This is a genomic window from Geomonas azotofigens, assembly GCF_018919395.1.
In the GTDB taxonomy this organism is placed as follows: domain Bacteria; phylum Desulfobacterota; class Desulfuromonadia; order Geobacterales; family Geobacteraceae; genus Geomonas; species Geomonas azotofigens.
On record NZ_JAHLME010000002.1, the window covers coordinates 426,983 to 445,105 of the forward strand.

Annotated in this window: 16 protein-coding genes; all 16 read right to left on the bottom strand. The window is 55.7% G+C overall.

What is annotated here, in order from left to right; all coding sequences use genetic code 11:
- Positions 1-85: 85 nt before the first annotated feature.
- Complete coding sequence (locus KOL99_RS06870) at positions 86-649, bottom strand: hypothetical protein (protein WP_216509738.1); 564 nt, start codon at positions 647-649, stop codon at positions 86-88.
- Between the two features lie 433 nt (positions 650-1,082).
- A complete protein-coding gene (locus tag KOL99_RS06875) occupies positions 1,083-1,706 on the bottom strand; it encodes a transglycosylase SLT domain-containing protein (RefSeq protein WP_236025870.1) in 624 nt (207 codons plus the stop codon).
- Positions 1,688-3,388, bottom strand: a complete 1,701-nt coding sequence (gene trbL, locus KOL99_RS06880; RefSeq protein ID WP_216509739.1) for a P-type conjugative transfer protein TrbL — start codon at positions 3,386-3,388, stop codon at positions 1,688-1,690. The genes KOL99_RS06875 and trbL overlap by 19 nt, the downstream gene beginning before the upstream one ends.
- Positions 3,389-3,412: 24 nt before the next feature.
- The gene (locus tag KOL99_RS06885; RefSeq protein WP_216509740.1) at positions 3,413-3,574 is read right to left on the bottom strand and encodes a hypothetical protein; all 162 of its coding nucleotides are present in this window, start codon (positions 3,572-3,574) and stop codon (positions 3,413-3,415) included.
- 33 nt (positions 3,575-3,607) lie between these two features.
- Positions 3,608-4,366 carry a P-type conjugative transfer protein TrbJ gene (trbJ, locus tag KOL99_RS06890; protein WP_216509741.1) on the bottom strand — a complete coding sequence of 253 codons (759 nt, stop codon included), beginning with the start codon at positions 4,364-4,366 and terminating at the stop codon, positions 3,608-3,610.
- Positions 4,367-4,399: 33 nt separating this feature from the next.
- On the bottom strand, positions 4,400-5,779 hold the full coding sequence (locus tag KOL99_RS06895; protein ID WP_328759925.1) for a TrbI/VirB10 family protein: 1,380 nt from the start codon (positions 5,777-5,779) through the stop codon (positions 4,400-4,402).
- A 3-nt stretch (positions 5,780-5,782) separates the two neighbouring features.
- The gene (locus KOL99_RS06900; RefSeq protein WP_216509742.1) at positions 5,783-6,211 is read right to left on the bottom strand and encodes a conjugal transfer protein TrbH; all 429 of its coding nucleotides are present in this window, start codon (positions 6,209-6,211) and stop codon (positions 5,783-5,785) included.
- Positions 6,212-6,213: 2 nt separating this feature from the next.
- A complete protein-coding gene (gene trbG, locus KOL99_RS06905; RefSeq protein WP_216509743.1) occupies positions 6,214-7,107 on the bottom strand; it encodes a P-type conjugative transfer protein TrbG in 894 nt (297 codons plus the stop codon).
- A 12-nt stretch (positions 7,108-7,119) separates the two neighbouring features.
- The gene (locus KOL99_RS06910) at positions 7,120-7,893 is read right to left on the bottom strand and encodes a VirB8/TrbF family protein (protein ID WP_216509744.1); all 774 of its coding nucleotides are present in this window, start codon (positions 7,891-7,893) and stop codon (positions 7,120-7,122) included.
- Positions 7,890-10,427, bottom strand: coding sequence for a VirB4 family type IV secretion/conjugal transfer ATPase (locus tag KOL99_RS06915; RefSeq protein WP_216509745.1), 2,538 nt, complete (start codon positions 10,425-10,427; stop codon positions 7,890-7,892). The genes KOL99_RS06910 and KOL99_RS06915 overlap by 4 nt, the downstream gene beginning before the upstream one ends.
- Entirely contained in the window at positions 10,424-10,735 is a 312-nt protein-coding gene (locus KOL99_RS06920; protein WP_216509746.1) for a conjugal transfer protein TrbD, read from the bottom strand. The genes KOL99_RS06915 and KOL99_RS06920 overlap by 4 nt, the downstream gene beginning before the upstream one ends.
- Position 10,736: 1 nt before the next feature.
- Entirely contained in the window at positions 10,737-11,213 is a 477-nt protein-coding gene (trbC, locus tag KOL99_RS06925; protein WP_216509747.1) for a conjugal transfer system pilin TrbC, read from the bottom strand.
- A gap of 12 nt (positions 11,214-11,225) precedes the next feature.
- Positions 11,226-12,194 carry a P-type conjugative transfer ATPase TrbB gene (gene trbB, locus KOL99_RS06930; protein WP_216509748.1) on the bottom strand — a complete coding sequence of 323 codons (969 nt, stop codon included), beginning with the start codon at positions 12,192-12,194 and terminating at the stop codon, positions 11,226-11,228.
- A 1,213-nt stretch (positions 12,195-13,407) separates the two neighbouring features.
- Positions 13,408-14,961 (bottom strand): P-loop ATPase, Sll1717 family, encoded by a 1,554-nt coding sequence (locus KOL99_RS06935; RefSeq protein WP_216509749.1) that lies wholly within the window; start codon positions 14,959-14,961, stop codon positions 13,408-13,410.
- A gap of 406 nt (positions 14,962-15,367) precedes the next feature.
- A complete protein-coding gene (locus KOL99_RS06940; RefSeq protein WP_216509750.1) occupies positions 15,368-15,865 on the bottom strand; it encodes a DUF1643 domain-containing protein in 498 nt (165 codons plus the stop codon).
- Between the two features lie 230 nt (positions 15,866-16,095).
- Positions 16,096-17,916 carry a hypothetical protein gene (locus KOL99_RS06945; RefSeq protein WP_216509751.1) on the bottom strand — a complete coding sequence of 607 codons (1,821 nt, stop codon included), beginning with the start codon at positions 17,914-17,916 and terminating at the stop codon, positions 16,096-16,098.
- Between the last annotated feature and the right edge of the window lie 207 nt (positions 17,917-18,123).

The window sequence follows — 18,123 nt, forward strand, 5'->3', positions numbered from 1 at the left end:
GCCTAAGAGTTAGATGCACCATGGATATGATCCTGTCTTAGGAACTCTTGAATGGAGAGACTAGCTCAGGTGTGAAATTTGATTTTTAAATACCGTCTGGATCTATTACAGCCCCCGTAGCTATCTCTTCCTCAATGGCACTGATGAGGTTGCCCAGAACTACAACAACCTTGCCATATCTTTCAAGAATCGGGTCATCCTGGAGGAGGTATCCTGATATTTCCTTTTCAACATCCACCAATTCTTGAGATAACTGGGTAAATCTAACGAGAACTTTCCGATGTTTTTTGAACCTTGATTCTTGGTCATTTTCAAGAACTGCCGCTAGAAATCTCATAATGCTGTCGATCATCCTATCGCGAGAAATCTCATTCTCCTTGCATATCCGGTTTAAAAAAACCAAGTCCTTTTTGCCGATCACTAAGCTCTTACGGAATTCACGGCCGTTGAAGTTATCCGTAGTTTGCTTGGCAAGGGTGAGAACGGTCTCGACCGCAGATTTTTGATTAAACACCGCAGCAAAAATTTTCTTCTGAGTGATGCCGAACTCCTTCATTAAACAGGTTAACGCCTTATGACCTTCTTCCGTCAATGTGCACGTGGTTCGGGTATCTAGTTCTTTCCCCTTAAGCAATTCTGAGATTTCCATATGCCCTCCTTTAATAGCAGGGCAATAATATAATATTACTTTTCAATAGTCAACTACAAAAAAATAGTATTTGACACAAGATTGTAGTGCCACGTAGGGTAGCCGCTATTGCCTGACCGAAGATCTCTCCACTGAGGCCAGCCACTTCAACGCCTCGAGCGCACCGTCCGAAACGGCCAGACGAGGCCAGCCTATCACGTTCACGCAAGCCATGGTTACTTGCGCCCATAGTGACGCGCGTAGCCACCCAAAACCACCAACGCGACATAAAGCGCCGGGACAGCCAGAGTGAAAGCCCCGAGCCTTCCCCACCGTGCCGGTAACATCCAAAGCAGCAGACTTACAAGGAACAACGGGCCAAGCCCCAAAAGAAGATAGTCTCCTGGGCTTTTGGCTTGTGACTCAAGCCAGCGGCGGTAGCTGTCAGCCAATTTCATGGCTCGCTACTGATCTTTCGCGGAACGTACACGGAGGCGTTCAGTGGGGCTTCGGGAACTTCGGGTTCGGCCACCTCACTGACGGACATCCGGTTTTCCAGCCAATCGGCCCACTTGCCCGCCTTCTCCATCAGTCCCTTTCGGTACGCTGCATTGTACACGTGGGTCCGGGAGTGGTAATTAGCCACCCTCGTCCACAGATCGCCAGAATCCTGTTTGATGTGCCGGCGCAGCCGCCAGGCCGCTAGATCGTAGGAATAACAGCCAGCAGCTGCCACGTCGCTGGCCGCGATGCCGTATCTGGTAAGGCCCCTCAAGTACGCCGTGTTGAACTGCATCGGCCCGACATCGTGCGTGCCGTTCGTGTTGGAGACCCACTGTCCCGGTTTCCCCCCCTCCATTTCCGCGACCGCCAGCAGGACGTTGGCGGGGATGTCGTATTTGATCGAAGCGGCAATGGAGCAGACGACCCGCTCCTGAAGCCGGGACGGAAGGTCAGCAAAGCGACCCGCTTTTTTGGCCGCAGGTGGCGGAGCGTGTTGCGCGTCAGCCGTAAGCGGAGTATTCAGCATCGTCCCCACCCACAAAACGGCCACCAGGATCAGCTTTTTGTGTCGCATAAGGATAACTCCTGTTCCGTGGTCTTATCCCGAAACGCGGCCACTTCTGATGCCGGATCGGCCTCTTTCTCATCACCGGCCGAAAGACTGTTACCGTCGAATATCGCTGCCGCCTCAGGCTTGGCTTCGCCCCAGGCTTTTACTTTGGTTTGGGCCCGAGCTTCAATGGCCGCCGCGATCCTCCCGCCCGCGGTATCAGCTACGCGATCCTTGACCTTGGCCTTGGTCACGTCCCATGCCCCTTGTGCCAGGTTTCCTACCGTTCCCTTGGCGACCCTGCCGATCTTCGCGGCTGTCTCGGCGGCGCTCGATCCTCCCGATTTAGTTTCGCCGGACGCACTCGTCCCCCCGCTGTCCTTCGGTTCGCCCCCTTCAAGGCTTGACGTTTCGCCGCCTGACGTTTCCCCGCCAGACGAACCGCCACCAGCCGAACCGCCACGGTCCCCCTCTCCACCACCTGTTGTCGCACTGCCGCCGTCGGTCGAACCGGTTCCCGCCCCATCGCCTAACGATTCACCACTCGAAGTCATCGATGAGAGACTGCCACCACTATCCCCCATCGCTGCAGCAAGGGAGCTGCCACCACCGCTGTCGGAACCGCTGCCGCCTGGATTTCCCACAGCAGCCATCAAGTCGCCGCCCCCTAAACCTCCCCCGCCGCTTTCGGTGGCATTGGCCTTCGAAAAGGCCGCCATCAGCGCCTGCGCACCACCTCCCATATTGGCCGCACCGGCCGCCAGTGCAGCGCCTGCAGTGGAAAGGGCGGCACCTCCTGCAGCCGCCGCTCCAACCACGGCCCCGGCACCGAAACCGCCTCCCAAGGCTTGGATGTTGCCACCGGCCATCCCACCAATGATGGGGGGCACCTTGTTGACCAGGGCGAGCAGTACGACGGCGACCACCAGCATGACACCCAATTCCTTGTAACTGATGCCGGCGCTCATGGCGGTGTAGTACTGATCCACGAACGACTGACCTATGCCGACCAACAAAACCATGGTCATGAGTTGGGCAGCTAGGCTGAGTACATTCTTGAAATATCCGATAGCCATGTCCGACGTCCACCTGGAACCACCGAAACCAAGAAAGAAGATTCCGGCATAAGCCAAGATCCATCCGCTTACAAGGAGGATCAGCATATTGGTGCCAACTAAGGCCAGCACGACGAGGATAGTTCCACTTATCAGGATGGCACAAGTACTGTCGATCGGCGACCACACCGACGACTGATCGAGCACTCTGAAAAATATCGCAAAGCCGATATCGACGATGTTGGATGGCGTGAACGTCGCAGGGTTGCCGCTGGCATTTGACGCCATCTGGCGTAATCCGTCCATGATCGATCTGGCGAAGGTCGGGCCGTTAACTAGCAGCCACCAGAACAAACCAGTGGTGACCGTAAAGCGAATAAATTCTGCGAAGAATTCTCCGATGTCGGCTTTGCGTAGGGCCATCATGCCAAACGTCCACACCATGCTAATCGTGACCAGCACCCAGAATAGCCACGAGGCACGTGCCGAAATGACGGTGCTCCAGGTGCTTGCCGTGGACTGGAACCTGTCCAGAACGATGTCGAGCACTCCTGGATTGATGTCGATCCCGGCGTGCGCATCGAGAGTGAGAAGAACCAACCATAAAACAGCCACGAGTATTGCTATTTTGGCTTGTGTGGTAGTTGACATAGAGCAGAGCCTGCCGTGGTCCAGTCAATAACTTTTTCTTGGAGTAGGTTTGAATTGTCCCGTGCCTTGGCCAAGGTCTTTGGCTTTCTTTTCGGCTAGCTCTTGCTCCGATGTTTTACCGCAGCCAGCCAAACTGACCATACACAAGACTAATATCAGGAAAGCGAGTAATAATCGTAGTTTCATCGATATAACCTCCTTTGGCAGTGTCACGCTCCGCTAATAGCTCTTTCTTCGACTGGGTTGAAAAGTACCCGTACCTTTACGAAGCTGCGCCGCCGCCGCGGCTTCCTGCGCTTCCTTGTTTGCCTGCGCCTGGTTGCGCGTGGCGATCACGTTTTGCTGGGCGATCAGCAGGCCGCGGATCTGCAGGAGCTGGTTAGCCATGTGGCTGGCAAGCTGGTTCGCGTATCCTATTGCCTCCACCTGCCCCTGCGCACCTTGCGCGCTCCCCTGGAGCCGCTGCAAGGTAGTTGCGTCTTTCACCATGTTTTTTTGCTGCAGGTCCAGACCCCGAAAAAGGGCGTCGTTTGCCCTCTTCTGGGACTGGTCGGCCAAGTTCCGGGATTCCGCCATCGCGGCCCACTGTTCCGGCGCGCAGCCAGCCGGGCTATAGCAGGGCGAATTCATATAGGCGGCAGTGTCCGGGAACCTGGCGAGGTAATTGTCGATGCTCCCGAGCTGGTTCCTGTAATACTCCAGCGAGTTGATGGAGGAATTGAGCTGCCTCATGGTCGCTTGGGCCTCGTCCCAGGTGTTGGTGCTGGGAGCGGCCGTGTTTTGCAGCATGTTTTGGTACTGTTGCAGCTGTATTCTGTACTGTTCCACCTGCTTGATCGTCATCGCCACGCTTTGGAGCGCGGTCACCACGTTCTGGGAAAGGTTGGCCCCGTCGATCACGGGAATACCGGCATGGGCCGGCCAAGCGGCAAGCATCGCGACCGTCACCAGCACGATTCTAGCGGTTGGATTTATCATTGGCTTCCCCCCTCTGCCGGACTCCTTGCGCAACTAGTAGTCGAACGGCTGGTACGGCTTGGAAAAGTTCAGGTCCTTGGTAACCATGACGTTGAAGCGGTAGCCCGGGCGGATCTCGAGCGTCGGGGCGACGTTCAGGTTCTTGGCGATCATCTGTGCGGCAACCTGGCCGAACTCAAGCCCCAGGGCCTGGCTCATGGCGCTGCTGACCGTGGGAGCCGAATTGGCGTCCTGCGGCGGCTGGCTGGTTGCGACGCCGGCAATGACGCCGGACATGAGGAGTGCGGACCCGAAAATCCGGAAATAGTGGTTGTTCACCCGATCCTTGAAGCCCGCATAACCGGCGCTGTTGGCACCGGGCATGGAACCGATGTCCATCGCCTTGCCGTCGGGAAAAACGATGCGTTGCCAGGCGACCAGCAGCCAGGCTTGGCCGTAGGCGACGTTGCTGGCATACGTGCCGACCAGGCGGCACCCCTGCGGGATCAGGAGGTATCTGCCAGTTGCGGTGTCGTAGACGTTCTGGGAGACCTGGGCCATGATCTGGCCGGGGAGTTCCGAGTTGATGCCCGAAATAAGGGTGGCCGGTACCACGTATCCCGCGCGCAGTTCGTAGCGCGAGCGCGGAGGCTGCACCTTGGATTCGAGTTTCCAGCGGTCGCCCGCCCCCGAATTTCCGAACGGGGCTACGCCGGTGCCGTTGCCCGGCGCCGCCTGTCCCGGCTGCGCTGAAGCCCCGCCCGTTCCTGCCAGCCCCGAATTCTGAACCAGGGCCAGCTGGCTCTTGTAGATTTCCAGAGGATCACCGGGTTGCTGGAGGGAACCGCTGCCGCCGCTGGCACCGTTGACGGCGGGGCTGGAACCCGCGCTGCGCGGCGGCGTCACGCTGAGGCCCGTTTTCGCCTTCACCGCCTCGTCAAACTGTTGCATCTTCATAATCCGGATACGGTCCGCCGCGTCGCCCCCCGCCCCGCCGGAACCGCCGCCGGGGCCGTTTGATCGCTGGACGCCGGAAGAATTGGGAGGTGTCGGTGGAGCATCGGGGTTGGCCGGACGGACGATGGTTACGGCACCGGGTGCCGGCTCAGAAGACGACGGCATGGCAGCCCCACCGGGCGCCGTAGGAGACGCCGCCGCTTGAGGCGTCTTCGGCTGGACGATCCCGCTCTGCCGGTCCCCGGCGACCGCCTTGGCAAACATGCTGGTATTCTCGACCTTCTCCGCCGCCGGCTTCGGCGGCTGCTTTTGTTTCGCCGCACGGTTGGCAGCGACCAGCACCATGACCAGCAGGAAGGCGGTCATCACGGTACCGACGATGTACATCGGCATGCTGTTGACACGGCGATTGCCGATTTTTTCGCCAGCCTGGTCCGGTGATGCTTCGGGCGACATCTGGTCTGGTCTGGAAGCCACGGCCTACTCCTTTCGTACCCAGTACCCGGCCGGGTAGAGCACCCCGTCCTTCGCCACCTTGTACACCCGGTTCAGGGCTTGCTGGCGGTCGATCAGCACCGTGACCCGGTACAGCCCGGTATCCTTGAGCTGATCCACGGTGTAGGAAAGAGCCACCCCCGCCCTCCCCTGCTTCCTCTTGGCCTTGTATTCCAGTACGGCGTAACCCTTGTTCCGCATGGATGCCACCAGACAGGTGCCGAAATAATCGGATGTGGCATGCTGAAGGTCGAAGCGGGTAAGAGCCGGCGGATACAGCGTCACCAGTTTTTTCGCCACGTCGTCGGCCATCTTTTTGTCGTTGGCCTGCGTCGTGTTACGCATGAAGTTGCCGTAGCGGGCGGCGCACGCGACCAGGCTGATGAACAGTGCCAGGAGCAGCAGCTTGCGCATCTTCATCTCCTCCTGGCAGCCTTGGTGATGGTGACGCGGTCCTGCCCGGTGCCAACGCCGGTGATGAGGATCGCCTTCTCGAAGACCGTATCCACGATGTACCGGTTCCCCTGCACCCGGTAGTTGACCATCACGGTTTCGTCCTCTTTGAAGAAGCCCCCCTCCTTTCGCACCACCAGGAGCGTGGGAGCCTCGGTTTTTGCCATCGCGGGAGGCATTTCGATGATCGTTTTCGCCCCGTCGTTGTAGACCCGGATCGGTTTCCAGGCCGCGCTCCCGGTGATCTCGTAATCGAAGTTGAGGTTTCCCAGATACTCGCCCGTACCCGGGATGGTGTTCTCCTGCTTTTCCTTCGCCTCCCGGCTCCTGAGACCGTCCCATTTGGCCAGGGCATCTTCCGTATAGGTGAACGCCACCCGCGGCATGAATTCCGTCCGGTGGGAACGCAGGTTGATATGGTAGGTGCGACGGTTGGTGGTGACGATGAGCGAGGTCTTAAGGCCAACGTCCAGAGGCTTGATGATGAGGTGCTGGATTTCTGCCGGTCCGACGCCGGTTACCGCCGGCTCGACGGTAAAGCGCGGGTCGCCCACATGCAGGTTGTTCACCTGTTCCCCGGCCTGGAGCTCGATGTCGCAGATCTGGAGCACGGCGCACACCACGTTGATCTGCTGCGCGCCGTACATGAAAAGAACCGATCCTTCCGGTCCCGCAACGGGTCGTACACCCTTGGCGTTCTCATCCTGCCATTTCCGTGCAATCGCGATGGCGGCCTTTTCCTGGGGAGTCAGGACGGGGTTCTGCTTCGAGAAATACTGGTCGGCCGGGTTGTCGCTGGCGGCCGAGGCGAAGAGAGGCAACATCCACAAAATCATGGCGACCACGTATTTTCTCATGCCCTCCCCCTCTCAAAGCTGTCTCGACCAGGAAAAATCACGCACGTAGGTGCCGAGCGGGTTGTTGCGGATCTGTTCTTCGGTGGTTTGCGTCGTTGCCGGCAGGGTATAGACCGTTACCAAGGCGCGCATCCTGTAGGGCTGCGCTTTCATTACCCCCTGCCGGTCGTAGACGGCTTCGATCCAGTCCACCTGCCAGGTGTCCGGTGTTTGGGGCAGCACCGAGCTGATCTCGACGCTCACCGTCTCCTTCTCGGCCCGCTTGAAGGGACTGCTCTCTTCGGTGCCGTTTAGCCACTCGTTCGCCTTGGCGGTGGCCGGGTCCTTGATGGAGAGCATGGAGTAGACGCGGTAGATGGCCTTGCGCTGCAGGGCGATGTCGGGGGTCACCAACCGTAAGTCGCTGATGAAGGAAGCGACATTGAAGTGCACGACGCGCGGATCGGCCTTGACCGCGCGCTGCGCCGGGGCGATGGCGATGGTGCCGCCGTGCTTGTCCACCTCGACCACATACGGAACGAATCTCGACTGGCTGCCGATGTAGATCATGCCGCCGACGGAGGCGAGAGTGATCATCAGGGAGAGGATGCCGAAGAGCTGCCACATCTGCCGGTTGGCGATGCTGGCGACCATCAGGCTGTTCCAGGTGCGTCGGGCCGCTAGATAGGGATTCTCGTTCTCCCCCTGGCGTCTGCCGCCGGTAACCGGACCGCTGCCGTCCCCCTCCTCCGCCGGGAGCCCGAAGATCAGCTTTCTGGCCGCAGTGACGGCCGCTGCAAGATTCATATGGTCACCCCGTAATCGGCAAGTTTCAGTCCCCTCCCTGCCAGCCACTCATCTCTCCAGCCGTCGCCGTACTTCGCCTCCAGGCGTTTTAGGGAGGCGATGGATTCCTTGTCGGTCGCTCCTACGAAGGAGAGCGCCAGCGGGCCGAGCGCCAGGTCGTAAAGGCGGCGCCCCCCTTCAGAAACGCAGTAATAGTGACGCTTCGGGACGGCGGTTGCGAGAATTTCAATCTGGCGCGTATTGAGCCCCATGCGGCGGTAGAGGGCGGCCGTGTCGACATCGCGGGCGTAGACGTTGGGGAGAAAGATCTTGGTAGCCGTGGATTCCACTATCACGTCGAGGATGCCGCTGTTGGCGGCGTCGGTGAGGCTTTGCGTCGCCAGCAGCACGAGACAGTTCTTCTTGGCAAAGGCCTTGAGCCATTCCCTGATCTTGTCGCGGAAGGCGGCGTGTCCCAGCGCGATCCAGGCTTCATCGATAATGAGCGCGGCAGGCTGGCCGCGCAGACTGCGCTCGATGCGCCGAAAAAGGTACAACAGCACGGGGAGCGCGAACTTTTCTCCCAGGTTCATCAGCTCCTCGATCTCGAAGGTGGTGAACCTGGAGAGGGCGAGGCCATCGCTTTCGGCGTCGAGCAGGTTCCCCATCATGCCGTCGACCGTGTACTGCTTGAGCGCCTCGCGGATCGGTTCGTCCTGGATGGTCAGCCAAAACTCGGACATGGTGTGCGCCCCGCTCTCGTGCATGCTCATGACGGCATTGCCGATTTCGTTGCGCTGGCCGGGGGTGGTAGCCACGCCGTTGAGAGCCAGTATGGTGTCGATCCATTCCATGGCCCAGGCGCGGTCCCCCTTGGTTTCCAGAAACTGCAGCGGGCAGAAGGCGAGCCGGCTGTCATCGGCGGCGACCGAGAAATGAGCGCCCCCCACCGCCTTGGTCGTGGGATACATCGACATCCCCTTGTCGAAGACATAGATGGACATCCCCTCATAGCGCAGAAGCTGCAGCGCGATTATGCCGAGGTGCGTCGATTTGCCGGCCCGCGTCGGGCCGAACATAAGCGTATGCCCCAGATCGCGGGTATGCAGGTTGAACCGGAAAGGGGTGGCGCCGTGGGTGACGCATTCCATGAGCGGCGGGGCGAGCGGCGGGTACATCGGGCAGGGTGCGGTGTTCGTGCCGGTCCAGATGGTGCTGGTGGGGAGAAGGTCGGCCAGGTTCATGGTGTTGATGATCGGCCGCCGCACGTTTTCCACGCCGTGACCCGGCAGCGATCCGAAAAAGGCGTCCTGAGTGTTGATGGTTTCCACGTAGGCGCAGAAACCAAGCTGGCTTACCGCCTTCTCGACAAACCGGGCCGCCGTTTCCAGGCGGTCCCGGTTCTCATCCATGAGCACGACGACGCTGGTGTAATAGCCTGCGGCCACCAGGCCGCTGTTGATCTCCGCGATGGCCGATTCGGCATCCTGGACCATGGACAGGGCGTCCTGATCGATGTGACCGGTATTGGTGTTAAAAACCTGGTCGAAGAAGCCGCGGATTTTCTGCTTCCACTTCTTGCGGTACTTCTCCAGGTGCGCGACCGCTTCGACAGAATCCATGAAGATGAAGCGCGACGACCAGCGGTATTCGCACGGCTGCTCGCCCAGCGCAGTCAGCATGCCCGGAGTTCCCTCAAGTGGCAACCCACCGATGGCAACGACCTGCACGAACTTTCGCCCGATTCGGGGCACCACGCCGGACCACATTTCCACGCCGCCTACCAGCATGTCGATGTACATGGGGTTGTCGGGGAGCCGCACCGGGTGGTTAAGGCCGGTGCAGCAAAACTGCAGCCAGCGCAGGAACTCGTCATGGGTGACGGTGGACCCGTCCTCCTCCGTGACCTTTTTACCGCACAGGCGGGTGAGCCTCACTGCGGCCGACAGGTGGGATTCAATATTCATGCATTCACGCTTGAAGCGGCCGATCAGATCCTCCGTGCACGCCTTGTGGTCCAGGGTGACGCTGTCGTCCTCGAACATGAGATCCACCAGTTTTGCCTGCGCCAGCAGAGGCGGAAAATAGGTGACGGTGAGGACGAAATACCCCTCGTACATTGTCCCCAGTCGTTCGAACAGCCGCCGCCGCTCTTCGTCGATCGCCTGCGACACCGGGTCCGGGAAATGCGACAGTGACCGCTCCGAGTATCTGGGAGCCGGCCGGCGCACCGCGTCGACGTGGATCATCCAGCCGTTTCCCAGACCGCTGAAGGCCTGGTTGATGCGGAAAGAGACCATGTCCCGCTGTTCGTCGGTGCTGCTTGCGTTGTCCTCCCCCTGGTACAGCCAGGCGGCCATGAAGGCGCCGTTTTTGCCCACGATCACGCCGTCGTCGACCACGGCGGCGTAGTTCAGGAGGTCGGCAAAGCCGGCGTCCTGTGCGCGGTGCTTGCGCAGGCCGATCTCGGCGTTCAAGGTCCTGATGCGCGCATACAGGATGAGCAGCATGGCCGTGCCCAGGACCGCGACGGTTATGGGGATGGCGGTGATCATCGGTATTGGTCGCCCTGGCTTTTCGGGTTGGTCCGAAACGGCGTGCTCCGGGCCGGGTAATACTTCCTGTACTTGCGGCTTCTCAGGTAGACGAAGCGCATCTGGACATCGGACTTCGCCATGAGCCGGCAGGCGAAGAGCGCGCCGAACCAGAGTGCAAGTCCGAAAATCGTCGCCCTCAGCTCTTGCGCACTGAAAATAAGCGCGAACGCCAACATGCCGGAAAACATCACAAGTTCGCGGTCCCCGCCCATGAACAGGTTGTGCCTGTTGCCGACCCGGTGAATGGGTATCGTGCGCAGGGGCATGCTATGCCCCGGTCCCCGCGGGAGGCTCGGCGGTGCGCACCGGTGTTAGCGCGGTGCCGCCCGGGCTGCCGATTTCGGCGCCACGGCCAAAGAACGAGCTCATGATGTTCTGGGCACCGACCAGAAAGGCCATGACCAGAACGATGAAGATCAGGGTGCGGAAAAACCCGTTCAGGTCCCCTCCGAAGATGAGGACGCCTCCGGCGACCACGATGCCGACGATGGACAGCGCGAACGCCACCGGCCCGGTGACGGAGTTTTGCAGGTTGGTCAGCCAGGATTCGTAAGGGAGGGAACCGCCCGTACCCGTGGAGGCGGCGGCGTGGTAAGGAACGAGGAGCATGAACAACAGGAGGAGAGACGCGGTGCCGGCCACCAGGAGGACAGTGCGGTCGATGCGCAGGGCGCGATGATTGGACTCAAGAGTGGTCACATAGCCTTTGCCTTTGCCGGCTACCGCCGGGGTCGGAGTTTCCATGACAGTCTCTCCTTAAAGGGTGGAATGGATGTAACGGCCGTTTTCATAGCCGTCGATGGCGACGATCTCCTGTACCCTGCGGCCGCCCGGAGTGCGGGCGATGTGAACCACAATCTGGACCGCCTCGCCGATCAGCGCCTCGATATCCGAGGGGGCCGATTCGTTGCGCGTAATGAGCGATTTCAGGCGGATCAGCCCCGCCAGAGAGTTGTTGGCGTGGAGGGTCGCCGCCCCTCCTTCGTGACCGGTGTTCCAGGCGTCGAGTAGATCCAGCGCCTCAGCCCCCCGCACCTCACCGACCAAGATGCGGTCGGGACGCATGCGCAGGATGACCTTGAGGAGCGTGGTCATGTTCACCTCGAGCGAGGTGTGGTACTGCACGAAGTTTTCCGCGGCACACTGGATCTCCCCGGTGTCTTCGATGATGCAGACCCGTTCGCAGGGGTTGCAAAGCACCATCTCGTTGATGATCGCGTTGATCAGGGTGGTCTTGCCGCTCCCGGTGCCGCCGACCACCAGGATGTTGAGGTGGTCCCGCACGGCCGCTTTCAAGGTGTGGTATTGCGCTTCGGAGATGGTGCCGGCCGTCAGGTACTCTTCCAGCGTGAAAATGGCGACGGCCTTTTTCCTGATGGCAAAGGTTGGTGCCAGAACGACGGGAGGAAGCTGCCCCGCGAAGCGCGATCCGTCCAGGGGGAGTTCCCCTTCGATGATCGGCTTGGCACGGGTGACTTCCTTGCCGTGGTAGCCGGCAACGGTCTTGATGATGGCTTCCGCCTGTGCGGGGCGGAGCGCGCCGATACACGACATGCTTTCCCCCAGGCGCTCCTGCCAAAGTCTGCCGTCGGTATTGAGCATGAGCTCGACGGTCCTGGGATCCTGCAACGCTGCCAGCAGCAACGGCCCCATATCTCGCTCCAGCTTATGCTTGGCGCGGTCCTTGATGCTGATGAAGTTGTCTTCGGAGTCGTGTTCCGACATCATCCCCCCAGCACGCAGGGCACGGAGTTTTTGCCGCTGGAATTTTCTTAAGGGGTGCTGCATTGTCGGTGAACCATGACCGGCCACCGCAGCTAAATTAAAAAAAACAAACCTAGCCAATTGTAACCGCACCACCAAGGAATGCACTTAGTCGAGGTAAGTTTTTCTCACGCCACGGCTAGTTTTTTTGAGAACCGGTATCTTGCCCCCCGGTGTGGTCGGACCTATACTCTGGACGGTCGGAGGATCGCCAGTAAACTCTTGAAGGCTCCGCCTCGTTGCGATGTGACGATGATGGCTAGGAAGCCGAAAGGAACCTGATGGACGTTTGCGGGTGGCACTGGTCGGAAGGTAGGCCGTGTATGGGGAAAAGGGGAGTCGCAGTATGGAGGATAGGTGCTGGAGTATATGGTGTACCGTTGGAATGGTATGCGCGGTTGCGGGTCTCTTACTCGGCATCACGTCCATTTCCTTGAGAGGAGGACCCCCTTCAAGTATCGCCGCCGTTGTCATCGCTTCTTTCGCGGTCGTGATAACTGTCCTTGCTATCTTCAGCCGGCAGATCCGAAAGAGAAAATCAAGCAAAAGCCGATGACTCGTTACCCGGACCTTCGTCCTGCATTTTTCCGCTACACCCTCAAGGGGGGGGCGCAATTTAACAACCCCAAAGGTGTGCCACCGGAAAAGCGGCACCACTATCCCCCTAGGGACGCAGGTACGCCGAGGCCGGTCCGCTGCGTTCCGCTTCCCGTCCCCCGCAGATCAACCGTGTAACAACATCTAATCAGGGCCTACGCTGACCTTGCGGCCAAGGTCATTACAGAGTAGACATGCAAGCATCCATTTTCGCAGGAGCTTCATAGACGACCGAAGCGCAGCCCGCCCGCGCAGAGATTAAAGTAAGTCCAATTAAATTGGAACTATAGACAAGGGTCAACGACACCACGGGAATGAGACGCTTATGCCGGTCGATATCCATAACCTCAGCCTTGACCGGGGAGGGTACCCGCCTTACCCGTCGGGGCATACTCTTTGGCCTGCATGTACTCCATGCAAAGGGCGAAAAAGATGCCGCCGATAGGCCAAGAGCCAACGGATACCTCTCCCTCACCATTTCCAATTGATATTCATATTTTCAAATCACACCCTTGAAACAGTCCGGGGTGCTGGTTGATTTGCATCTCTTTGGCCTTCACCAGCTGGCAACTTTCCGTTAAAAGACCTCATCCCATCGGTCAGCATACTGCCGTATTGGATAGACCACCTTTCCTGCAACAGGCAGAATGTTGAATCTGTCATAAAATATCGGATGAATGGCGTATTGAGTGTCTCGTCCCATAGATAAAGCGTCGGGGGCCATATAGGAAAACTTGCATTTAATAACATGCTTGTTTTCAATATCCTCACCTACAACAACGCCCAGAAAACCTATGGAAATTAGGTGTTTTACTAGGATATCTTCTGTAAAAGGATCACCTGCATCCACTTTCCAGAAAGACTTGGAATGCCCCAAAGCTTTTCTAATTTCCCCTGCACTCATTATTTTTGTTTTGCCACTGAAGGAAACATCCATTATCTGTTCCAAATTCGGAATCAAAAACTGATTTGAGATAATCAGTTCCCTGACAGTATTCCCAATTGTTTCATGAATTCCTGTTATTATTGACCTTGAGAAACCTTTACGTTCATTTATCTCGTTTTCAGACATAATGTTGTTGAATATACTTATCAGCTCTCGTGGTGTATGCTGTGAGTGTCGCATGATGTAAACATGTGTAGGTTCATCTATATTCCGTCCGTTGGTGATGTTTTTAGGTATATATTTATCCCACACCTTTTCTTTGACACAGTTATAGCTTTTCCAACTAATACCATCGAACTCAAGTTGTGTAATTTGTTTGCTAAGCAACAAGTAGTAATAATAACGCTTAGAAAGTAGACGGATAAGGTCTTTCGGTTTCCATGTGAGTTCGACAACATGATCTCTGATTTTGGATTGTTCGTATAAATGAATGTGATTATACAATTCTCCTGGGATGCAACATTTAATTTGTAGGAATTCGGAGTATTTCTTGCAGGTAAGTTCAAGTACAGCCATCAATAACCCTTCTACACAAGCAACAAAGACCTCATCACGCTCAAACTGGTCCATAATTGTGTCAACCACTACTAAGCACTTAGACTCTTTGGATAAATGCGCCTTTAAAGCAGCTTCAGCATCAATAAATTGATTGCTTTCCAACAATTCAGTAAGGTATGTCAAAACCATATTGGAAAGGTCTGATTTTCCTCTGTATTTACGAATAAAGCTACTAGTACTTGCAATGATTTTTTGCCATAGAGTGAGCGGACGCTTGTTGAAATATCTATTTGCTTTCAAATACTCATAGATTGGACTCAACTGACCGGCAAAATCTGTATCCTTCATGTCCTTGACTATTGCATTCATCGCAGCAACTAGTATCAAGTGTTTCCAAACGCGCTGGAAAAAAAATCTTTTATTTATTTCAGCAGCGTTTTGGCTTTTAAGTTCAATCAAAAGTTGCTGATAAAACTCATGTCCTTTCACCTCGTCATGGTATTTAAACCTTTTGTCGCTCATTAGTCGTAAAACTATGGCTGATTTACCAGTCCCCCGTCTCCCGCAAATGTAGTTTGTTGCAGGTGATAAGGCCTTTTCGTAGCAGATCGTCTCTATAAAACATGGTGAAAGAAAGACTCCATCCTCATAAGCATCTAGGTAACCTAAAGATCTTTCCGAGTCCATGCCTTCCCCCCAAGCAACCCCAGGATTGAGATTAAGTTAGCGGTTGTGATACAGATTTCGACCCAAAGGTGGTCAGTATGTAGAATTACAGATTGAAAAAAATTAAATATTCCCGCCGAGCGTAACCAGAAAATTGTTCTTTTGTCAACCATTAATGCAGGGTCCACAAACCTAGGCCGTTAATCCGCTTGCTCGGAAGGGGAACTGATGAGGCGGATGGTTATGGCTAGGAAGTCATGAAGGATCTAGGGTGGGAGGTGCGATGTCATGACGATTCTCGAACTGACCAATTCTGTGAGCTAAGCCAGCGAGCGTAACCAGCAAAACCGAAACCACCAGAGTGGGAGATGGAGTCCCCGCGATAGAGGCATGGCAGAGGGTTGAGGAGAAAGTGACAGGGGGGAAATCAGATATAGGCCTTGAGCGGGCTCAGGTATTTCTCGACGTGTATGCGAGACGGGTGAAGAAAACTGCCATCAGCATTTTCGCCAATGCAAAAGAGCTTTTTCCTGGAGACCTCGTGAAGAACCTTCCTCAGTTTTCTCTTATGCCCCATGCCACATGCAAGAACAATGACGTCGACCTTATGAAACACCTCCGCAATAACTTCGTCATTCTTCTTAGTTGTATCTACATCAACTTGGAGCTTGCTAGGGTCCGTTGAATAACCGGGGTAAAGGTTCAGAAGCCAAAAACCACCCCACCCCCATTGAACTGCCAAGTTATTGCAGTTTGACATGGTCAGATCAGAACGAATATGATCTGCCTTCGAGGGGTTCTCACATAGAAAAGCCCCCACCGGCTTGTCTTCGCACCATATCCTTTTTAGGGAGTAGCGAAAATAGCCGCACTCCGACATGACTGCTTCAGATCGAATAGTAGCTGTTTTAACAACTGTTTCCATACGCCACCCCCTTTCAAAATCCCTCCGGACATTTCATATGGTGCGCCCAGAAAACCTGAGGCTCTTTCCGAAGCATTAGGATTGTTTCCAAGCGCCGCTGATCTTTTCGCAGCACCGAAGCTCCCCGCCTCTTACGTCTCTTACGCCTCGCCTCTTCCTCCGCCTGAATGTAGGTTGAACGATACAGCCGCTCAAGATACTGTCGGTAAAGTCTCAGAAATACCAAAACATTAGAATGGGAACAGTGTGAGGTCTATGGCCAGGAAGGCAGCTGCGCGGAAACTGTCCATTTTTACTGTGTCACCATTATCAAGTTTTGCGTTTCTAAGCCCCGGCGTGAGCGAGGCACCGACCCCTACCACTACCGGTGATCTTCCTAAGCCCCACCTTAAAAACAGTCCGGGTGAAACAATCTGGGCAAAGTTTACGTTTGCTTTTTTATCGACCTGAATCGCGGAGTCATTGGTGAACCTGACGGACATAAGGTTGCCGACATCTAACACGGAAAGGAAAGCACCAAAGGTGCCGTCTTTGGTAAAACAGTCTGAGGGCGTAGAGATATCCAATCCCAACGCAGCCATCATCCCCGCAGCCCCACCCCACGCCGAGGGCGCCCCTTTCCTAGAAAGGTATTCGCCTCCAGCACTTATTCCAACCAGCGCCCCTATAGAGGTCATCCCTTTCTCGCGCTTGGTTCGCCATGCCCCGACTGGGGAAGCAGCACTATCCAACACATTAGCGAAATCCTCTGGTTTTTTGGCTGAGGCCAATCCGTCGAAAATGGGGAAGTACCTTGCCGTCTTTGCCAGCGCATCCGTTTTCCGATTCTCAAAGTAATCTTGCCACGGCTTACATGCCGCCTCTGTCTGCATATTCTTATGGCCTACGCACCTGATGAGAATAAGTAGATCGGTGAGCGCCTCAGAATATCTTTTTGTTTCTACATATATGATGGCTTGTGCTATGGCGTCAAGACGCTCCATAGCCATCATAATGTCCTTATCTTTAACAATTTTCGCCTGTATCCGGAGGATCTCCAGTATATCGTCGGATATTTGCAGCGACAGCACGACGGCCCGTTTTTCCCATTCTTCCCTCTTAGTGGGGTCCTCCGGGATTTTGTCCTTGATCAATTTGTCCAATGCTTCAGTCTTTGCCTCCAGACTTTTTGTCTTGGTGATCATGGACTTGATCACGCGAGCCACCTGCTTCACATATATCGCAAAGTCTTCATTGGGTGGCAGTATCTTGTTCAACACGTCATATTTTTTGTCCTTTATAAGCTTGGTGTAAACAGACATCAAAAATAACCTGCCCAGTTGGTCGTCATTTAAAGATTCACTGTTGTGAATCGACAAGAAAGATTGCATCAATACCCCTGCCAAGTAAACTGAGCAATCGGGGGATAGGGCATTGCAATTTTCTATAAGTGTTTGGTTTTCTGCCATTCCGGCGATTATCTTAAGCGGAGGGGCACCGTCACGGATCTCTTTGATGGCGCTGGTCAAAAAATACCCCCATTCTGCATGCATTCCTCTTTTGCTGTTCCAGATAACACAAGCAGGGAGTGTCTCCATATCGGCACGGACGGCTTGGGCCAGTCCTCTGTTTGATGGGAGGATTCCGGCGGAATAATTCTGGTTCAAAAGACAGAGATTCGGAAAATACCATACACTGTTCTCGCAGGTATCCTCTAAAACCTTTCCAACCACCCAGTGTCTAAGTTCGGATTGAGCTCGAGCCGAGAGAAACTCAGCAAGCCCGAGGATCCAGGTGGTACCATCCAGCTTGAGGGGGGAGAGCGTATCTCCCCTCCCCCCGTTTGCCGCAAAATCTTCCAGCTTAGCGGCAGATGAAGAAAACTGGGAAAGCTCCTTCAGTTCTGGGATCGCATGAAACGCATGAAACTCGTTTTTTATCTCTTCGGACTTCTTTGGCCCTTGCTCCCAAGGCCACACGATGTATGTCGGATCTCCCCCGTATGGACACCCCTTATTGTCTGGCTCCGCGAAAGCGGGAGAACCCATGAGAACCAACATTGCGAGTGCCATACCTGCCGCACGTAACACTAATTTTCCATTTAAGAGCATTTGTACCTCACTATGTGAAGATGATGCTGCGGGGGGATCTCTGGAAGCAAGCGGGGCACTGGCAAAACTGATTTTTACTCATAGCGCCCCGCCCCTATAGAAATTGATTAGTTTGTGATAAATTTACTTGAAATAATGTGAGTGAGTCAATAAAATAATCCTACATGT

Excerpts from the sequence above, each read along its gene's own strand:
- KOL99_RS06870 (WP_216509738.1), bottom strand. The coding sequence starts at position 649 with ATGGAAATCTCAGAATTGCTTAAGGGGAAAGAACTAGATACCCGAACC.
- KOL99_RS06875 (WP_236025870.1), bottom strand. The coding sequence starts at position 1,706 with ATGCGACACAAAAAGCTGATCCTGGTGGCCGTTTTGTGGGTGGGGACG.
- trbL (WP_216509739.1), bottom strand. The coding sequence starts at position 3,388 with ATGTCAACTACCACACAAGCCAAAATAGCAATACTCGTGGCTGTTTTA.
- KOL99_RS06885 (WP_216509740.1), bottom strand. The coding sequence starts at position 3,574 with ATGAAACTACGATTATTACTCGCTTTCCTGATATTAGTCTTGTGTATG.
- trbJ (WP_216509741.1), bottom strand. The coding sequence starts at position 4,366 with ATGATAAATCCAACCGCTAGAATCGTGCTGGTGACGGTCGCGATGCTT.
- KOL99_RS06900 (WP_216509742.1), bottom strand. The coding sequence starts at position 6,211 with ATGCGCAAGCTGCTGCTCCTGGCACTGTTCATCAGCCTGGTCGCGTGC.
- trbG (WP_216509743.1), bottom strand. The coding sequence starts at position 7,107 with ATGAGAAAATACGTGGTCGCCATGATTTTGTGGATGTTGCCTCTCTTC.
- KOL99_RS06910 (WP_216509744.1), bottom strand. The coding sequence starts at position 7,893 with ATGAATCTTGCAGCGGCCGTCACTGCGGCCAGAAAGCTGATCTTCGGG.
- KOL99_RS06915 (WP_216509745.1), bottom strand. The coding sequence starts at position 10,427 with ATGATCACCGCCATCCCCATAACCGTCGCGGTCCTGGGCACGGCCATG.
- KOL99_RS06920 (WP_216509746.1), bottom strand. The coding sequence starts at position 10,735 with ATGCCCCTGCGCACGATACCCATTCACCGGGTCGGCAACAGGCACAAC.
- trbC (WP_216509747.1), bottom strand. The coding sequence starts at position 11,213 with ATGGAAACTCCGACCCCGGCGGTAGCCGGCAAAGGCAAAGGCTATGTG.
- trbB (WP_216509748.1), bottom strand. The coding sequence starts at position 12,194 with ATGTCGGAACACGACTCCGAAGACAACTTCATCAGCATCAAGGACCGC.
- KOL99_RS06935 (WP_216509749.1), bottom strand. The coding sequence starts at position 14,961 with ATGGACTCGGAAAGATCTTTAGGTTACCTAGATGCTTATGAGGATGGA.
- KOL99_RS06940 (WP_216509750.1), bottom strand. The coding sequence starts at position 15,865 with ATGGAAACAGTTGTTAAAACAGCTACTATTCGATCTGAAGCAGTCATG.
- KOL99_RS06945 (WP_216509751.1), bottom strand. The coding sequence starts at position 17,916 with ATGGCACTCGCAATGTTGGTTCTCATGGGTTCTCCCGCTTTCGCGGAG.